The organism is Candidatus Nucleicultrix amoebiphila FS5, from assembly GCF_002117145.1.
Lineage (GTDB): Bacteria > Pseudomonadota > Alphaproteobacteria > Caedimonadales > Nucleicultricaceae > Nucleicultrix > Nucleicultrix amoebiphila.
This window is the reverse complement of record NZ_CP008743.1, coordinates 686655-703979: the sequence shown is the minus strand read 5'-3', so window position 1 is coordinate 703979 and position 17325 is coordinate 686655. Positions and strand designations below refer to the sequence as shown.

Sequence of the window (17325 nt, the reverse complement as noted above, 5' to 3'; positions counted from 1 at the left end):
TTATAATACTGTATCTAAAATGCCTGGGAGGTAAAAATGAAGCCGCAAACTAAAGCTATTCTTTCAAGTATGGCTGGTAATACCCTTGAATTCTATGATTTTTATTTGTATGGCACATTTGCGCCTCTTTTAGCAAAGATATTCTTTCCTACATATGATTCTACAGCAGCGCTTATGGCCAGTCTTATGACCTTTGCGGCTGGATATTTCATGCGACCTTTAGGAGCCATCCTTTTTGGTCACTTAGGCGATCGATTAGGGCGCAAGCAAGCATTAACTCTCTCAATTTTCTTAATGGCTATCCCAACGAGTCTTATTGGCTTTTTACCAACTTATGATGCAGTTGGTATTGCTGCACCAATTGTTTTAGTACTCTGCCGATTGTTACAAAGTATATGTGCTGGAGGTGAATATAACGGCGCGGCGATTTTTGCAATCGAACATATAGGCAAAGGAAAGGAAGGTTTTGCAGGGTCTCTTATGTCTGTTTCTGGAGGAGGGGGAGCATTATTAGCAACGTTCATTGGTGCCTTTTTTATGCAATCTACGATGCCTCATTGGTCTTGGCGAATTCCATTTTTACTAGGGGCTTTGCTTGGTGGTGTTGGATTTTATATACGACGTCAGGTTCACGAGAGTCCTCAATTTAAAAAAGATGTAGCTAAAAAACCTTTGAATATCCCCTTATCTCAAGCGCTTTCAAAGTTTCCTATCGCTGTTTTGTGTTGCATAGGGGGAGCTGCTTTTTCAGGTGCACTTTCGTCAACATTCGCGGCTTACATGAATGTCTATCTTACAAAAGTTGTGGGACTTGAGCTTGGAAGTGCTTTGTCACTTAACACCTTTGGGTTGATAGTGTTTGTTTCTTGTGCTCCTTTAGCTGGAATGTTAGCGGATCGTTTTGGGTTAGCACGTGTTATGACAATTTCAACTCTTGGATTGATGATGAGTATTTATGGGATTTTCAATTTGGCAAGTACTGGACTGACTTTAAATATTCTACTTGCTAACTTTCTTTTGTGTGCTTTTGCTGTAGGGTTTATAGCGCCTCTCAATGCTTTTATGAATCGATTGTTTCCGGCTAACAGTCGTTATAGTGGAATTGCTTTTGGTTATGGTGTGGGGATGGCTACGTTAGGTGGCACAACGCCCATCATTATGACTTGGCTGATTGATAAGACTGGACTTTCAATGGCACCAGCTTTTTATCTGATGAGTTTAGGAGCTTTGGGGTTGTTGATTATTTTTGTTGGTTCAAAAATCACAGAACCTCAAAAAAAGCTAGAATTTAGAGAGCAATTGGTTTCTGCGCAATAATTCCTACATTCTCACGTCCATCAAGTTTAATGTGATCTGGTAGATTAGTGCCGCGATCAAAAAGAAGGCTTTTCTCTATTTTGAACCCTCTTTCAATCAGTGCTTGAGAAAGTACATCCGTGTCAAGAAAATTGAAAAATGGAGGATTATCTGCAACAACAGCGTGAGTTGTATGAAGACTGAGATTCTCTATTTCACCAGGCCAAGGAGTCCCTGACTGCTTTTTCTTTTCATATTCAGGTAAGAATGCTTTGAGGATATTAATATAGGGGCTGCTAGCGATGATAAAAACTTTGCCCCCTGGAACCAGCCATCGATAAAAATTATCAAAAGATTGCGCAATTTCACTGCCTGTTAGAAAATGTAAAACTTGAGATGCATGAATAGCGCCAAGACTTTCGGCAGGAAAGTCTAGTCCGTAGGGAATCTTCGCACAACGTAATTGCAGACGATTTTGGTGCTTTTGAGGTGTTCTCTCTTTGATAGCGGTAAGATGTTCTTGAGCCATATCGTTGGCGATAACCGTTGCTCCAGCCTCAAGGGCAGGGATGCTAGCAACACCAAAAGCAGCGCCAATGTCAAGAACGGGTGCGATACAAGTGCCTGAAAACTCGATAAAAGATTTACTAAAATCAGTTAAGTCAGCAATAGAATGCCCCATTCTATTCACAGTTTTAATCAACTTTCCTTGAGACTCAAGTTCTCTTAAATTAACCATGTATTCTCCGAGCAGCCATAAAAATGGAAAAATTCCAACTGTCATAGCCTATGCAAAAATATTAATTTTTTCATTAAGGGGGCCATTATTAACTTGAGGTTGAGAAGAATTTGAATTTCTTCCTAAGATACCTTCCAGATAATCACGGAAAAACAGGACCCGTTTTGAATTCTTTAGTTGTTTTGAATAAATGTAAAAAAGTTCAATGGTTGGACCTTCTGCCTCGGGTAAGACGGGAACTAAGTTTAGTTTGTCCAATCCAGGATGCTCTTTTGGAATAGTGATAATACCAATTCCTTCTTCTGCCAAAAGGCAACGAGTAATTGTTGAGTTTGCTTGAGCGATGGGTTCACGCATTTCTCCCACTGGCATTCCAGCCTTTAAAAGCCAATTTGAACTTTGAAAAGGATGATTGAGGTGATATCCATAACCAATAAGATGGTGATTACTTAGATCCTCTAGACTTTTGGGTGTTCCGTGAGTTTCCAGGTACTGAGGGCTAGCAAAAAGCCCCATATGCACTGTTAGAAGAGGTCTCTGAATATAATTGGTTTGATTAGGAATATGAGGGTGGATAATAACATCCGCCTCGCACAGATCTAAGTCAGGGGCAATATCATTACCAAAAAGAGTGACATGAATTTTAGGATACTGCTTGATAAATTTAGGCAGGTGAGGGGAGATGTAGAGGGCGGCAACTCCATAAGTGGAAGCCACTTTTAAGCTACCTGACGGTTCACTCTCTTCTTCACGAATCGTCGTTTGAGCTTTTTGGATAGCAGTCATCATGTGTGAAACTTGTTCAAACAAGATTTCACCCTGTTTAGTCAAGACAACTCCGCGAGTATTACGCTGAAACAACTTGGTTCCCAAATGTTCTTCAAGATGCCTGACGCTTCGACTTAAAGCTGATTGACTTATATTTAGCCGCTCACCTGCACGTGTAAAATTTGCAGCTTTTGCAACGTAATAAAATTGTTTAAGTTTATCCCAATCCATTGTGTAAATTTCAAAAATTCCAAAGACTCAAAAAGTTATTGTCGTTGAGGATTATTAGTAAAAGTTTTTGTTTCACTTTCCCAATAGTCATAAATATAATTTACTTATAAGTAAAGAAAAATGTTGAACTTTGACCGTTTATTGAAAATTAAGTCGATAATCTAGATACCTAATTGTTGGGAGAATTTGTCAATAAGCGTTCTTGCAAGTGACATTTTATATGGGTAGAGTTTAAATGAAATTGATTGTATCAAAGTTTCATTTCATTTTAGAAAACTAGGGAGCCCAATCATGCGAATAATATTATTCATAGTCCTTTTAACGCTCATTTCTATCTTTAAAGTTGAAGCATCGAGTGAAGACTTTGAGGACCTTTTTGCAACCGAAACCCTAGAAAGAAGAACTGTAGAAAATAGGTTTTTTGAAATTCTGAATTATGAAAATAGCGATAAGGCACTTTACGAAGTCACTATAACTCCTCCAGAAGGTGTAAATCTCAAAAACCTGCCATCAGGGTGTCTTATAGGTTTTAAGAAGGCACGTTCTGATGATAACTCTTGTACTTTAATATGGTCTTTCAATGATAGAAGGTGTGGAGGAGACAAACTATTTTCTTTCACTATTAAGAGAAAAGAAAGTTCTTCATAAAATAAACCCTAGCCATCATGAAAAAGTTAGCGCGCAGGGATAAGCTTCTGAAACACTCGTTCTCAGACGAGACTTTCTGCATTAAAATTTAATTTATCTTGAAGTCTTTTTTGTGCAAGGCTGCCCCTTAAGCTTGCATAGAAGGGTCCCAGGTTTTGGTATTATTGCGTCCAGCGGATTTAGCTGCGTACATTGCTTTGTCAGCACGATCGATGCATTCTTCAATAGAAACGTGCGGATCAAGTAAAGTAATACCAAAAGAAGCAGTGATGGTTGCAGGAGTTTTACGTCCTATGTCAATTTCTAATGTGGAAATATCTTTACGTAATTGATCTACGCGTGAATAACACTCTTGCAGATCTATATGCTGCATACAAAGTAAAAATTCTTCTCCTCCATAACGAAACAATTTATCGTAAGATCTAAGGTGTTTACTAACGAAATGGACTAAGCCAATGAGCACTTTATCGCCCGCATTATGGCCATACTTATCATTAATTTTTTTAAAAAAATCTAAATCCATCATAATAAGGCAACAAGATTGAGCACTTCGTTTCACTAAAGCATGAATTTCGCGTAACATTGGAAGCATATCAATTCGATTCGTTGCTTCAGTAAGCGGATCGCGCGTATGAAGAGAAAATTCTAGCTCACGCTTCAAGGACGCTATTTCAAGCTGTAAACGTTCAATGACATTGGCAAAAATATCGTAATCTTGAGATTCAACACCCCCCTTTGTGTTCATAGACATAAGTAACCTTGCGGCTACTTGATGCATTTGTTTGTGTGCTTCACCTATAGCAACAAACCCAGGATGTTTTTGCAGTTTTTTAGGAGAATCTTGGGTGTACCATTGTCCAAAGAGACATTCCTGGTGAGCTTTTTGTTCAATGTCGCCTTTATTTACTGGCAATCGACAAATAAGGTCTCGAATAATCCTTTTGTGCCATTGGATGTGATTGAAGAGAGCCTGATCTAAGTGAGTAAGGATATTTTGTAACTCTTCACGCGTAAAGTTGAGACTTATAGCTGTCATTGCACTTCCAAGCATTTTATTTATCTTAATAAAAATATAACTGAGAAAAGATGTAAATATCAATCTAACTTTTCTTTTAAAGAAAAAGAAAAAGAAAAAGAAAAAAATAAAAAAAGACGCAGATGGAATGAAATCATTAATTTTTTGACTATTCTCTGATCATATTCCAAGTATATTAAGCCTAAGAAATGTAACTTAATGAAAAATCAGAGGTTTAAAGTAACCACAGATGTCAAATTTAAGCAGAATTCTTAGAGAATTTAATCATGAGTTATAATCGCATACGAAAGATATTAACTGTCCTTATAGCGTTTTTGGGATTTATAATTTTTGTTGACTTGATGTCGTTTCTAGGAGCTGGGGGTGTTTTGAATGAGCTAGATCTTGCGTTAGAAGAAATAGAAAATTTAGAAGAGAAAAATCTTTTAAATGCCCCTCCAGAAAACATTTCTGAACCTACAAAATTTTATTTAAGTCAATTTCATAATTCAATCGAACTTAAGAAACATATCAAGGAATATGAGACAGATCTGTCTTCTCGAGACATCTATTTTGGTGTTTTTATTGTGCTTTTCTTTCTTAGTATTATTTTAAGAATTTATTTCAGGAAAGAGTCAACTAACACTACAAAATAGGGCATTCAATATAAATTACGTATTATTGAACAGTATCTTAGAATTTATTGTTGCGTGTTTGGAGCATTAAGAGAAAAAATACAGAAGTCTTTATGTGTCTGGTGCGCCCGAGAGGATTCGAACCTCCGACCCCAGGATTAGGAATCCTGTGCTCTATCCTACTGAGCTACGAGCGCTCTCATTAAAATTGTCGACACTCTAATATAGATCATCAGCCCTGCCAAGGTTCTTCTAAGGCCTTAAGTTTCGAAAAAAATCCTTTAAAAGGTCAGATGCTCTACTTTCCATAATACCCCCATACACTTCAGGTTTATGGTGGCAGGTGGGTTGATTAAAAATACGGGGGCCATGAAGTACTCCCCCTCCCTTTGGATCATAAGCCCCAAAATAAAGATGCTTGATACGAGCAAATGCAATAGCCTGAGCACACATGGAACAAGGCTCTAAAGTGACGTAAAGACTGCATTGGTTCAAAATAGTAGATTTTAAAATTTTCCCAGCTTCTTTAATCACTAGCATCTCTGCATGGGCTGTTGGATCATGGTCAATTTCTACACGATTGCCAGCCTTGGCGATGATTTTGTTGTCCATAACAATTACTGCGCCTACAGGAACATCCCCCGAATTTTTTGCTTGAGATGCTATCTTTAAGGCCTCATCCATAAAAAAATTGTGCGTCATTTTCATCCAAGGATTTACTCGATATTAAATATCTTTAAAATATACTCTAGAAAAACGATAAGGAACACGGAATGCAAGAAAAAGTTCGTATGGAAAAGGATTCATTTGGTGATATTGCGGTCCCAGAGGATTGCTATTGGGGGGCTCAAACTCAACGATCAATTAAAAATTTTCCCATTGGTGGAGAGAAAATGCCTGTGCCCTTGATCAGAGCTATGGGAGTATTAAAGGCTTCAGCAGCCAAGGTTAATATGACCTTAGGTCTTTTGGACGATAAACGTGGACAAGCAATTATTCAAGCTGCCAGTGAAGTGATGGCAGGACAGCATGACATGCAGTTTCCTTTGGTTGTTTGGCAGACGGGGTCAGGTACACAAAGCAACATGAATGCTAACGAGGTAATTTCAAATCGTGCCATCGAGATTTTAGGGGGAAAGCGTGGAAGTAAAGACCCCGTTCATCCTAATGATCATGTCAATATGGGACAATCTTCAAACGATAGTTTTCCAACAGCTATGCATATTGCTGCAGTGCGTGAAGTTCACAATTCCTTAATGCCTGCACTAAAAAAGATGTTGAAAGAGTTAGAGGCGAAGGAAAAAGATTTTGCGTCGATCATTAAAATAGGGCGCACGCATCTTCAGGATGCAACACCTTTAACCCTTGGTCAGGAATTTAGCGGGTATAAAACACAAATTAAGCATGGCTTAAAGAGAGTTGAAAATGCTCTTGATTATCTTTATGAGCTAGCTCAAGGTGGGACGGCCGTTGGTACAGGACTCAATACACATAAGGATTTTGCAATTAAATTTGCGGCTGAAGTTTCTGTATTAACAGGACTACCCTTTAGGACTGCTTCAAATAAATTTGAAGCTTTGGCTAGCCATGATGCCCTTGTGGAAATGTCAGGTGCATTAAATGTTTTAGCTGTTTCATTGATGAAGATTGCGAATGATATTCGCCTTTTAGGCTCTGGTCCTCGTTCTGGTATTGGAGAGTTAAGTTTACCTGAAAATGAGCCCGGTTCATCAATTATGCCAGGTAAAGTGAATCCAACCCAGTCTGAGGCTTTAACCATGGTTGCTACTCAAGTAATGGGAAATCATGTAACTATTACTATTGCGGGATCCAATGGACATTTTGAATTGAATGTGTTTAAGCCCGTAATTATCTACAATTTACTTCAATCCATCAAATTGCTGAGTGATGCAGTGGACAGTTTTACAGAGCGATGTCTCAAGGATCTAAAGGCGAACACTGAGCGCATTCAAAAGCATTTGAATGAATCTTTGATGTTAGTCACCTCGTTGAATCCGCACATTGGTTATGATAAGGCCGCTTCAATTGCGAAAAAAGCTCACAAGGAGGGAACAACTTTAAAAGAAGCTGCTTTGTCTTTAGGTTATTTGACAGCTGACCAGTTTGATCAATGGGTTGATCCACAAAAAATGATTGGACCAAAAATTTAACTTCTTTTAAGCGGTTTGAGATAGGATAAAAGAGCGGAACCCATGATAAGAAAAATCGTCAATATGAGCGTTAGTTCAATGGGTATAAAGTCTTTATCAAAATACCAGTTCACAAGCATTTTAAACCCTACTAGTAGCATAACAAGTGCTAATCCATATTTCAGATAATGAAAGTTCTTTACCATTTTGGCTAAAGCAAAATAGAGAGAACGTAAGCCTAAAATTGCAAAGATATTGGTTGTATAAACGATGAAGGGATCGGTAGTAACTGCAAAAATCGCTGGGATAGAATCAAGTGCAAAAATGACGTCAGTCAACTCCACTAATATCAGCACCATCAAGAGGGGCGTCATATAGAATTTTCCAGATCTTTTCACAATGAACTTTTCATTCTCAATATTTCTAGTGAAAGGAAGATATTTTTCTAGAAAGAGGACAAGCCAATGATTTTTGAATTCCTTATCTTTTTCTTTTAAAAATAACATTTTAAAGCCAGTAAAAATCAAAAATAAGCTAAAGAGTGCCATCATAAAATGGAATTGCGTGATTAACTTAGCTCCAAGGAAAATAAGCACACCACGCATAACAATTGCTCCTAAGACTCCCCAATACAAAACACGATGTTGATAAATAAGAGGGATTCTAAACTGCGTAAAAATAACAGAGAAAATAAATATATTATCGAGACTTAAGCTTTTTTCGATGAAATAGCCGGTGAAAAATTCAAACCCCTGTTGATGACCCAAGGTATAAAAAATACCAATATTAAATAGAAAGGATATAACGACATATCCTAAACTGGTTAAGAGCGCCTCTTTATAAGAAATTTCATGAATGTTACGATGGAGAACTTTTAAATCAAGAAATAGAAGAATAAAAATGCACAGAAAAAAAGCGCTCCAGGCTAAAGGTCCATGAGATATCATTATTTCCCCTGTTGTTTAGATTAAAAATGAGCGCTTCGCATCACTTCCACATCACAAAGATAACCAATGCCAACGCCATCATCAACGATTTTAAGCGCATCCTCTAAAATTCTTTTGGCACGACTTTCATCAGTGACGACAATAATCATCACATTTTCAAAAATAGTAATACCATCTTCAGCACCTCTTGTGCCGTGATGACCTTGACCAGAAACATGAGGAATCATCGTGTATCCTTGTGCGCCAGATTTTTGAACAAGCTGGAGAATCTGCTCCACATAGGCGACTTCAATTATAAGTTCCAATTTCTTTTTTTTATGTGTTTGCATGTGTCCTACCTATTGCCATCCCAATATTTGTAATATTTTTAAGTATAAAGGAATTCCCAGCACAATGTTAAATGGAAATGTAATGCCTAACGCCAGAGCTATTGCAAGCGCAGCGTCAGCTCTGGGAGCTGCAATGCGCATGGCTGCGGGAACAGCAATGTAAGAAGCGCTGGCGCTTAACACAATAAACAGAAAGGCATTCCCGATTGAAAAATGGAGGAACGCAGAAATTCCAAGACCTAAAAGAGCACTTAGTATGGGCATAAATAATCCAAATAAAGTAATTTTGAAATTTAGTCTATTACTGATGCTAATTCTCTTAGATGTATAAAGCCCCATTTCAAGTAGAAATAAACACAAAATCCCTTTGAACGGATCAAAAAACAAGGGTTTAACTTGTTCAAAAGCATTGATATTAGAAAGATATCCAACCATAAAGCCGCCAACTAACAGCACAACAGAGCCATTTAAAAATATCTCTCTACTTAGTCGTGGATGAAACAATTTTGAGGACACACCATTGTTCTGATTGAGCAAATAAAGTCCACTCACAATAGCGGGGGTTTCCATTAGTGCAGCTAAAACAATCATCTGAGGACCATAAAGAACGTTGTTAATTTCAAGGATTTGACTGGCAACCGCAAAAGTCACAATGCTGACAGAGCCATAATGAGCAGCAATAACTGCAGCATTCTCATTGTCCACAATTTTAAAAAATTTCAACAGACTATAGGCAATTAAAGGAATGCCAAAACTTGCTATAAGAGCAAAAACTATTTGAACAAGAAGGCTTATATCAATTGAAGTATTAGAAAGGTTATGCCCTCCCTTTAAACCAATGGAAAACATGAGGTATATTGCAAGAATTTTTGAAAAACCTTCGGGAAATTTCAGATCAGATTTTAGAAAACCTGCAACTAATCCAAGAAAAAAGCATAAAATAATAGGTGACGTGAAGTTGAATATCACTAAATCCCAATTGTTCAAGAAGGCCTCCCTATAAGATTTGCATCAATCATATTGGTACTTTGCAGTTACCTTGAGGCATTAGAGCTTAAAGCGAACATTGTATAATTACGCATTTCATCAATTTGTTCTGTATTTGTTGCAAAAGCTATAAAAAAATCTGTATACTGTCTTTCTAATCTAGAAACAATAGCTCTAATTTCATTTGCTTTTGCAACAGAGATTTTTGAACTCTTTAAATTAAGAGATTTTAATAAGGCTAGTTCAGTTTTTCGATTCCTATAAATCATGCTAGCTTGATCTTTAAAATAATCAGTTGCGATTAAGGAAACACTACAGTTTGTTCTGATGTTCAGAGAAGCCGCAAATTCTAAAAATGCTGTAAAAGAAACTTTATCTTCTTCTGAATCATCTATTGGACAAACTCCCTGCAAACGTCTCTTTAAAAGATCACTATTAATGATGATGCTTTCAATTGTATCCATGCCTCTAAATTGAATATAAAATTTGGAGGCGCTCATATCTAGCGTGATCGGGATCCTATTGTGTTTAGTCTTTTTTGATAAAGTATCATCATCGAACCCATCGGCTGAAGCAAAGAGGGGGGATATTAAAAAGAAACTAAGGAATAAAAGACCGGAAATCTTTATCATTCGGGACATTTTGCGCTCCTATTATAAGTTTTGAGGTTTCCCAGGATGAGTTTCTTTCATAAGGAACATTAAAACGATAGACATAACTAAACAAATAGGAACAACACTTAAGGCTAAGCGATAGTCACTTATTGCATAGATTGGGTCGCCGACAGAATTTTTAGAACCATCCCAGTACAAGACTAAGAGTTTACCAATCAGAGGGTGTAAAATTACACCATTCAACATCACGATTGAGTTCATAAATCCAAGAGCAACCCCACTTCTTTCTTTTGGCATGATTTCACAAATTGATGCAAAGGAAAGACCCTTTGAGGTGTACGTGAAGCCAACCAAAAAGAATAAGACATGCATTATTGCTAAAGGAATACCCTGATAAAATACAATAAAAAGATGAACAATAAAGGCAACAAAACAGCCAATATACATGGGAGTTTTGCGTCTTTTCAAGAAATCTGAAAGAGCGACAAAAGCTGGTCCACCAAGAGCTGCTCCAATGAACATGGTCCACATGACGACATCAGCGGCACTCTCTTGGCTGACACTACAGGCTTGCTCGACGAAGACGACTCCCCAAGCAACCCCCCATACTGTGAGGGGCACATACATTAACATACTGAAAAGGGAGAGCACCCAGGCTTGCTTTGAAACAATAACTTCACGGAGACCTTTAAATAATTGTTTGTGTTCTGGGGCAATTTCATGGCTAATATCTCCCGTTGGGGAATTTTCGACATAAAAGAAAATGAGTCCGCTAATCGCAATTCCACCCATACCCATAATCAGCAACGTATTATTCCATCCGACGTTATTGATAAGCATGCTTAGGGGACGGCCGCCGAGAGATGCGCCAAGGGTGCCAAAAGCCAGTGTCAGAGCAATAACTTGTCCTAATTTATTGGGAGCAAACCATAAAGTACCAAGCTTCAGTGTACCGATAAATCCACAGGCAGACCCCATACCCATAAAAAATCGAGCAAGAGCAGCTATGTAGACATTGGTTGTTGTAGCAAAAAGAAAACATCCAATGGAACAGGTTAATGCAGCTATACCAATAAGCTTTTTAGGGCCAAAACGATCCATAATAAGCCCCAAAGGAATTTGTAGAGAAAAGTAAGCCCAGTCATAACAACTAATAATAGCGCCAAAATCTTCTGCATCGATTTTGAATGCGTGAATAAGTTCATCGCGCATGACATTAGGAAATACTCGTACGATAAATTGATAGCTGTAAAAAAGCGCACCGCATCCAATTGTTAACCAAGCAATCAGTCCGCCCAATTCTCGATTTCTGGAAACGGCTTGTTCCATTCAAAAACTCCTCAATTCTTGTATGCTATATGAAGCGTTAAAGCAAAATGCCCTTGAGGGCAAGATAGATATTGTTTTTGGAAAAAAATCCGCGCGTTAGCTCTCTAAATATAAAATCATAAAAATAATTTATGACAATTTTTATATAATTTTACACTAGAGCAAGAGATTGCAAAACCTCTTCGGCAATAATTTTTTCTTCATCAGTTTTTATTATCATTATTTTTACTGTGCTTTTTTTGTCAGATATGAGCATTTCTTGATTCTTATCATTCGTCTCATCATCAAGAGAAACGCCATACCAACTAAGCCCTTGGATGATTTTTTTTCTAATTTGAGGTGCATTTTCACCAACACCAGCCGTAAAGACAATAACGTCGAGCCCTTTGAGGAATACCATCATACTACCGATATATTGGAGAATTCTATGGACATAAACCTGAATGGCTTCATTTGCATCGGGTGAGACTGATTCTAAAAGAACTTTCATATCTGAACTTATTCCAGAAAGTCCAAGAAGTCCTGATTCTTCATAGAGTAAGTGTTTCAGATCTTTTAATGACATTTTTTTTTCTTCAAGCAAGTAAAGTAATACTCCTGGATCCACTGTTCCACAACGTGTCCCCATTAATAGTCCCTCAAGTGCAGAGAATCCGGTAGTGGTATAGACGCTTTGACTGTCTTTAATAGCAGCAAGACTGGCACCACTTCCTAAATGAGCAATAATGACACGTTTATTTTTTAAATCGACTGGTAGTTTTTCTAAAACTGCAGCAAAGGATAAACCATGAAATCCGTATCGATAAATGCCTTGATCATAGTAACGTCGAGGAAGACCAAAGATTTTGAGTTCTTTTGATTGAGTGACATGGAATGAAGTATCAAAGCATGCAAATTGAGGGAGTTGAGGATAAAGAGTTTTAATGATGCTTATAGGCATTAAATTATAACCTTGGTGAAGAGGAGCAAGAGGAATAAAATTCTCCAAATCTCTCACCACTACATCATGCAGTAACGTTGTTTTTAAGTATCGATTGCCTCCATGAACAATACGATGCCCCACTGCTCTTAGACTGTAACTGCTATTATTTTTGTTAATCCAATCAAGGATCTTTTTGATGGTTTTAGCCAGGGACTGAGGCAAATTCTTTTGTTCATCAAGGACTTTATGGTCTTCATTTTTTACAATTAAGACATCATTAATAACAGAAAATGTGAGGATTTTTTTTAAGGGTTCTACAGTCATGTCAAACAAAGCTATTTTTAGACTGGATGAGCCGTAATTGATCGTTAGAATAGCATCATTGGTATTCATTTCTATCTATGCGTTCCATGACGATGGTGAAAAAGTAAATTTGCAATGGCAGCAGAGACAACCCTACTGTTGATGTCTTCCGATCTACTTGTGAGAATAAATGGAACTTTAGCACCCATAACGATTCCAGCCTCTTGAGCACCTGCAAGATATTTAAATTGTTTAACTAAAATATTACCTGATTCAAGGTCTGGACATACGAGAATGTCAGGATCTCCAGCAACAGGAGAGTGAATATGTTTTATTTCAGCAGATTCTTTTGAAATAGCATTATCAAACGCTAACGGTCCATCAATAATACCGCCCATTATTTGTCCACGTTCAGCCATTTTAGAAAGAGCTGCAGCATCTACAGTGGATTGAATTTTCGGATTGACGGTTTCTATAGCAGAAAGAAGTGCTACTTTTGGTTTTTCAATTCCAAAAGAATGAGCTAGATCTATTGCATTTTGGATAATATCTACTTTGCATTCTAAGTCAGGCAAAATGTTGATAGCAGCATCAGTCACAAGTAGAAGTTTGGGATAATTTGGTAAATCATTGATCATGATATGACTCATCCTTCTATCTGTACGTAGGCCTGAATCTTTTGCGATGATAAAGGATAAGAATTCATTTGTATGAATGGCCCCCTTCATGAGTGTATTGACTTCTCCATCTTTAGCCAATTTGACGCCTGTGGCTGCGGATTCATGACTGTGATGGGTAGAAAAAATTTTATAAGGACTTAAATCCACATTTAGGTCATTGGCTAGTCTTTGTAAGCGTGCCTCAGGGCCAATAAGAACTGCTTCAATAAACCCTTGTTTATGAGCTTCAATCGCTGCTAATAAAGATATCGCGTCCATAGGATGCACTATTCCAACTTTCATTGGAGGATTTTTTTTTGCTCTATTAACAAGATGTTGGTGATGATGTCCTGGGCATTGAAAAGTCAAAGATTCAGTTGAAGACTCTTCAGGGCTTAATGAAACAATAAGAGCTCCACTTCCAATTACTTCACCGAGCGACGTTTTAAATTCACAAGAAAGAGATGCTTCATTGCCCTCATCTTTTTCCTTTACGTCTAACTCTAGAGTGATTGTTTCTCCTAAGTTTGGTGGACGTACGAAACTTAAATTTTGTTCACGAATGAGGGGGACAATTTTGGATGTATATTTGCTTAAAGTTAAGAGTATGAGATTCTCAAGCCAACCTTGACCTGAGAGAGTTAAGTGACAGGGGCCATGAGTTTTAAGGAGTGTTTCCTCATCTCCGTTTGTGCCAAAAATTGAACAGATCTGAAGCTCTCTTGGTGTAAAGGCTTTTGTAAAAGTGATCTTTTGGCCTTTTTTTAAGCTAGATTTTTGTTGTGTTGACAAACGAGTATCCTCCTGAATTATTTTGCAAGTATTTTAAGAGGATTAGGTTAATAAACCAATAATAATTGATTTACCAACGAGCCTGAAGATTCTTTTTATGAGCTCTATGACCAACATCAACGTGAATAAAGCCAGAACTAGGATAATACCCAACCCCTTTTGCATTTGTTTGATAGGCTGCATCTCTTAAGTATTGAAGATTAAAACCAGACATTTGAATATCAATAGCCTGCCCTTTTAAATGAAAGCTATTTTTTGCCACATGATTGCCAGCTTCTCTTAACATTGAGTTTGTGCGAGGACAACGATAGGCTGAAATAATCTCAAAAGGCTTGTTATTGCCTATTTTCTGATGAAGATGATGTAACAGATCAATGAGCTTAACGTCCATTTGTGTTATTTCATTTGTGCGCCAATCACGCATAATATGATTAATTTTTGCGATCGATTCTTTGATGTAGCAACCATGTTCGCAATAGGCTTCTTTGAAAAATTCTCCTGTATGTGTATTATATAAGCTGAGAGCTTTAACAGGAGTTTGTGCTTTTGCAATAGATGGGGTGACAAGAGAAGTTGCCATAGTGGCGCTTGTTCCAACCAAGAACTGTCGTCTAGTCAATTTAAAGCCGTTGTTCATAAGATCCCCTATGCTTCACAATGTAATTATATACTCATTCGGTGTTATTAAAAACTGCCAAATGAATCAAGCTAAAAAACTTTTTGTTTTTAAGCTTTTTGACTAAAACGACCCTTTCGCTGCTCTTCAAGAGAAAGCCAAATGCGTTGATCTTGTCCATAAATATCATTGGCAAAATGTACAAGACCGTCGGAATCCTCCCATACAGTAAAATAAGTTATGTGAACGGGGACGGGGTTTTTTAAGTCTACATTATTAGTAATATTGCCTTCCATAGAACTTTCAATTTTTTCTCTGGGCCATTGTTGTGGATTATTAAAGACAAACATAGCTAACTCAACAGGTTTTTCAACGCGAATACATCCTGAACTCAAATATCGTGAGCTTTTATTAAATAACTGAGGGTCTGAAGTTGAGTGAAGATAAACATCAAAGGGACTTCGAATAGAAAATCTTATCTTGCCTAAAGCATTCATGGAGCCAGGTAATTGTTTAAAATGATAGTCGAAATTTTCGGCTGTTACGTTAGACCAATCAACATCATCTGGATTAATTTGACTGCCTGATCCATCATAAACTACAAAGCCCTTTTTTCTTAGATATCCTGGGTCTTTATGAATAAGTTTTAACTTGTCCTGAACTGCAATGAGACGCGGAACGTTCCATACTGGATTAAAACGAATTGAGTAGATTGAAGATGAAAAAACAGGAGTTTGCCTATAATTCATGCCCACGATAACTTTCATGGATAAAGGACTTTTACCTTTTTCGACAGCTTTAAGCTCCATGCCAGCAATATTCACCATAACATAGCGCTCTCCTAAATTTTGCGGCAACCAACGCCACCGTTCCATTGAAATGAGAATTTGTTTGATTTTTTGATTTACCGGAATATTAAGCGCTGTCACGGTTCCGTTGCCAACAATTCCATCTGGTTCAATACCATGACGATTTTGAAAGCGTTTCACAGCTTGTTCTACAGCATCATCAAAATTTGGTGATTGCGTTTCATCTTCTAAATCTCCTTGCATAAAGAGTATTTGACGTAAGACCGAAACTCGATGCTCTTTCATTCCTTTCTTAAGAGCTGGCCCCGTGGGTAAAGAGGGCCATCCTCCTCGAGATTCGATTGATCGATATTTTGCAAGAATACCTTTTAATGTTTGATACTCTGGACTTTCGAGAGTGAATGTTTTGAGCCATAATCCCGAAGGATCATTTTGAAATCCATGGAGAACAACGTGTGCTGATTCGACAGGATCTGGATTCAAGTATAATCTTTTATCAATTTTTTTAGGACTTAACCTTGACCCTGTTAAATCATCGATATAGCTATCAATGGCCTTGCTAAGAGTAAATTCGGCCTTAAGGCGCTGATTAGGATCATTATAGAAACCCTTAAATGTTTCGACAGTTTGAGCATAGTCTTCAGGATCTACTCCTTCATTAGCTGCATTTAGTAATGTTTCTATAGCATAATAGGTGCTATCTTTTAGGTTTCCTGAATCATCGAGCCACAAGGGTTCAAATTCTCGTGCTGTATAGAGATCAACAAGAAATTTCTCTTGAGAAGATAAAACTTTTTTTTCCTTAATGAGCTTATGCAAGAAATGTTTTATATCATGACTGAAGGACTCAGTTGTTTGCACTAACTCAACAGGAGTTGTAAACTCTTCCGCTCTTGCTTGCCCCATGTTGATGGAAACGTTCAAACTGAAAACAATCACTAGTAAATGCAGTATTGATAATTTTTTCATGATAACTTCCTTATGAAGAACTTTTAGTTATCATGACATTGTTCTTTTAAAGACTCAATTATCTTTATGTAGCTTGATTGTTTCCGAAATGGCAGTAAGAGAGTAATCAACTTGATAGTCAGGGTTATCTAAAATATGTTGCCACGCCAAGTTATTATCTTTATCTAAAACGATCGGAGCTTTTAAATTAGCCGTAATCTCATAAGAATTGCCACTATTCTGAATAGTAACAATATATAAAATTTTGACAGATTTTTCAGCGATTCCATAAAATGAAGCTGTTTTATTTTTTTCTTGATCACTAAGAGCGAATCCGTTGAGAGACTCTGCAGGTAACACTATAAAAGAGTAATCAGGAGCTTCAGGATTATATAATACGCGAAATGGAGAAAATTTATCTTGAGGAAAATTTTTTAAAAGAAAGTTTTGTTCTTGGCTAAAACCAAATAAACCCTTTGGAAGTTTTACAGAAATATCATTCTTATGGCTACTAACCTCAATATTAAAATTGTTAAGGATTTTTTTATTTCTTGTGGTGAGTTCATTTTTTAGTGTTACTTTCATTTT

18 protein-coding genes and 1 tRNA gene are annotated in these 17325 nt (G+C 37.3%); 4 read left to right on the top strand and 15 right to left on the bottom strand.

Translation table 11 applies throughout. The features are described 5' to 3' along the window. Positions 1-36 precede the first annotated feature (36 nt). On the top strand, positions 37-1317 hold the full coding sequence (locus tag GQ61_RS03400; protein WP_085783968.1) for an MFS transporter: 1281 nt from the start codon (positions 37-39) through the stop codon (positions 1315-1317). On the opposite strand, the gene GQ61_RS03395 is transcribed toward GQ61_RS03400, so the two are convergent. Together GQ61_RS03395 and GQ61_RS03390 are read right to left on the bottom strand one after the other, a co-directional pair. Further along, on the bottom strand, positions 1289-2035 hold the full coding sequence (locus GQ61_RS03395) for a class I SAM-dependent methyltransferase (RefSeq protein ID WP_198157397.1): 747 nt from the start codon (positions 2033-2035) through the stop codon (positions 1289-1291). The two genes, GQ61_RS03400 and GQ61_RS03395, sit on opposite strands and share 29 nt — an antisense overlap. A gap of 48 nt (positions 2036-2083) precedes the next feature. Then, positions 2084-3034, bottom strand: a complete 951-nt coding sequence (locus tag GQ61_RS03390) for a LysR family transcriptional regulator (protein WP_085783966.1) — start codon at positions 3032-3034, stop codon at positions 2084-2086. A 291-nt stretch (positions 3035-3325) separates the two neighbouring features. On the opposite strand from GQ61_RS03390, the gene GQ61_RS03385 reads away from it, so the two are divergent. After that, the gene (locus GQ61_RS03385) at positions 3326-3682 is read left to right on the top strand and encodes a hypothetical protein (protein WP_085783965.1); all 357 of its coding nucleotides are present in this window, start codon (positions 3326-3328) and stop codon (positions 3680-3682) included. 127 nt (positions 3683-3809) lie between these two features. On the opposite strand, the gene GQ61_RS03380 is transcribed toward GQ61_RS03385, so the two are convergent. After that, the gene (locus tag GQ61_RS03380; protein WP_157111132.1) at positions 3810-4733 is read right to left on the bottom strand and encodes a diguanylate cyclase; all 924 of its coding nucleotides are present in this window, start codon (positions 4731-4733) and stop codon (positions 3810-3812) included. A 251-nt stretch (positions 4734-4984) separates the two neighbouring features. Here GQ61_RS03380 and GQ61_RS03375 point away from each other — a divergent pair, with 251 nt between their 5' ends. Then, the gene (locus tag GQ61_RS03375) at positions 4985-5353 is read left to right on the top strand and encodes a hypothetical protein (protein WP_085783963.1); all 369 of its coding nucleotides are present in this window, start codon (positions 4985-4987) and stop codon (positions 5351-5353) included. 99 nt (positions 5354-5452) lie between these two features. On the opposite strand, the gene GQ61_RS03370 is transcribed toward GQ61_RS03375, so the two are convergent. Next, a tRNA-Arg gene (locus GQ61_RS03370) sits at positions 5453-5529 on the bottom strand. 55 nt (positions 5530-5584) lie between these two features. Further along, a complete protein-coding gene (locus tag GQ61_RS03365) occupies positions 5585-6034 on the bottom strand; it encodes a nucleoside deaminase (RefSeq protein ID WP_085785055.1) in 450 nt (149 codons plus the stop codon). A gap of 71 nt (positions 6035-6105) precedes the next feature. Between GQ61_RS03365 and fumC the strand changes: the two genes are divergently transcribed. Continuing rightward, positions 6106-7503, top strand: coding sequence for a class II fumarate hydratase (gene fumC / locus GQ61_RS03360; protein ID WP_085783962.1), 1398 nt, complete (start codon positions 6106-6108; stop codon positions 7501-7503). On the opposite strand, the gene GQ61_RS03355 is transcribed toward fumC, so the two are convergent. The 10 genes from GQ61_RS03355 to fliW form a co-directional block, all read right to left on the bottom strand. Then, a complete protein-coding gene (locus tag GQ61_RS03355; protein ID WP_085783961.1) occupies positions 7500-8429 on the bottom strand; it encodes a TerC/Alx family metal homeostasis membrane protein in 930 nt (309 codons plus the stop codon). The two genes, fumC and GQ61_RS03355, sit on opposite strands and share 4 nt — an antisense overlap. Positions 8430-8449: 20 nt before the next feature. Next, complete coding sequence (locus GQ61_RS03350) at positions 8450-8758, bottom strand: DUF190 domain-containing protein (protein ID WP_085783960.1); 309 nt, start codon at positions 8756-8758, stop codon at positions 8450-8452. A gap of 9 nt (positions 8759-8767) precedes the next feature. Continuing rightward, on the bottom strand, positions 8768-9745 hold the full coding sequence (locus GQ61_RS03345; RefSeq protein ID WP_085783959.1) for a sodium-dependent bicarbonate transport family permease: 978 nt from the start codon (positions 9743-9745) through the stop codon (positions 8768-8770). Positions 9746-9792: 47 nt separating this feature from the next. Next, positions 9793-10386 carry a hypothetical protein gene (locus GQ61_RS03340; protein WP_085783958.1) on the bottom strand — a complete coding sequence of 198 codons (594 nt, stop codon included), beginning with the start codon at positions 10384-10386 and terminating at the stop codon, positions 9793-9795. A 12-nt stretch (positions 10387-10398) separates the two neighbouring features. Next, positions 10399-11688 carry an MFS transporter gene (locus GQ61_RS03335; protein WP_085783957.1) on the bottom strand — a complete coding sequence of 430 codons (1290 nt, stop codon included), beginning with the start codon at positions 11686-11688 and terminating at the stop codon, positions 10399-10401. Between the two features lie 151 nt (positions 11689-11839). Then, positions 11840-13003 (bottom strand): acetate/propionate family kinase, encoded by a 1164-nt coding sequence (locus tag GQ61_RS03330; RefSeq protein ID WP_085783956.1) that lies wholly within the window; start codon positions 13001-13003, stop codon positions 11840-11842. A 2-nt stretch (positions 13004-13005) separates the two neighbouring features. After that, complete coding sequence (locus tag GQ61_RS03325) at positions 13006-14364, bottom strand: bifunctional enoyl-CoA hydratase/phosphate acetyltransferase (protein ID WP_198157396.1); 1359 nt, start codon at positions 14362-14364, stop codon at positions 13006-13008. Positions 14365-14434: 70 nt separating this feature from the next. Next, positions 14435-15001, bottom strand: coding sequence for a peptidoglycan L,D-endopeptidase MepK (gene mepK / locus GQ61_RS03320; protein WP_085783954.1), 567 nt, complete (start codon positions 14999-15001; stop codon positions 14435-14437). Positions 15002-15090: 89 nt separating this feature from the next. After that, positions 15091-16758, bottom strand: coding sequence for a L,D-transpeptidase family protein (locus GQ61_RS03315; RefSeq protein ID WP_085783953.1), 1668 nt, complete (start codon positions 16756-16758; stop codon positions 15091-15093). 54 nt (positions 16759-16812) lie between these two features. Then, on the bottom strand, positions 16813-17322 hold the full coding sequence (gene fliW, locus GQ61_RS03310; RefSeq protein ID WP_198157395.1) for a flagellar assembly protein FliW: 510 nt from the start codon (positions 17320-17322) through the stop codon (positions 16813-16815). Between the last annotated feature and the right edge of the window lie 3 nt (positions 17323-17325).

Bases quoted from the DNA above. Each gene is read 5' to 3' on its own strand.
- GQ61_RS03395 (WP_198157397.1), bottom strand. From the start codon at position 2,035: ATGGTTAATTTAAGAGAACTTGAGTCTCAAGGAAAGTTGATTAAAACT.
- GQ61_RS03400 (WP_085783968.1), top strand. From the start codon at position 37: ATGAAGCCGCAAACTAAAGCTATTCTTTCAAGTATGGCTGGTAATACC.
- GQ61_RS03375 (WP_085783963.1), top strand. From the start codon at position 4,985: ATGAGTTATAATCGCATACGAAAGATATTAACTGTCCTTATAGCGTTT.
- GQ61_RS03365 (WP_085785055.1), bottom strand. From the start codon at position 6,034: ATGACGCACAATTTTTTTATGGATGAGGCCTTAAAGATAGCATCTCAA.
- mepK (WP_085783954.1), bottom strand. From the start codon at position 15,001: ATGAACAACGGCTTTAAATTGACTAGACGACAGTTCTTGGTTGGAACA.
- GQ61_RS03350 (WP_085783960.1), bottom strand. From the start codon at position 8,758: ATGCAAACACATAAAAAAAAGAAATTGGAACTTATAATTGAAGTCGCC.
- GQ61_RS03385 (WP_085783965.1), top strand. From the start codon at position 3,326: ATGCGAATAATATTATTCATAGTCCTTTTAACGCTCATTTCTATCTTT.
- GQ61_RS03355 (WP_085783961.1), bottom strand. From the start codon at position 8,429: ATGATATCTCATGGACCTTTAGCCTGGAGCGCTTTTTTTCTGTGCATT.
- fumC (WP_085783962.1), top strand. From the start codon at position 6,106: ATGCAAGAAAAAGTTCGTATGGAAAAGGATTCATTTGGTGATATTGCG.
- fliW (WP_198157395.1), bottom strand. From the start codon at position 17,322: ATGAAAGTAACACTAAAAAATGAACTCACCACAAGAAATAAAAAAATC.
- GQ61_RS03315 (WP_085783953.1), bottom strand. From the start codon at position 16,758: ATGAAAAAATTATCAATACTGCATTTACTAGTGATTGTTTTCAGTTTG.
- GQ61_RS03390 (WP_085783966.1), bottom strand. From the start codon at position 3,034: ATGGATTGGGATAAACTTAAACAATTTTATTACGTTGCAAAAGCTGCA.
- GQ61_RS03380 (WP_157111132.1), bottom strand. From the start codon at position 4,733: ATGCTTGGAAGTGCAATGACAGCTATAAGTCTCAACTTTACGCGTGAA.
- GQ61_RS03335 (WP_085783957.1), bottom strand. From the start codon at position 11,688: ATGGAACAAGCCGTTTCCAGAAATCGAGAATTGGGCGGACTGATTGCT.
- GQ61_RS03330 (WP_085783956.1), bottom strand. From the start codon at position 13,003: ATGAATACCAATGATGCTATTCTAACGATCAATTACGGCTCATCCAGT.
- GQ61_RS03340 (WP_085783958.1), bottom strand. From the start codon at position 10,386: ATGTCCCGAATGATAAAGATTTCCGGTCTTTTATTCCTTAGTTTCTTT.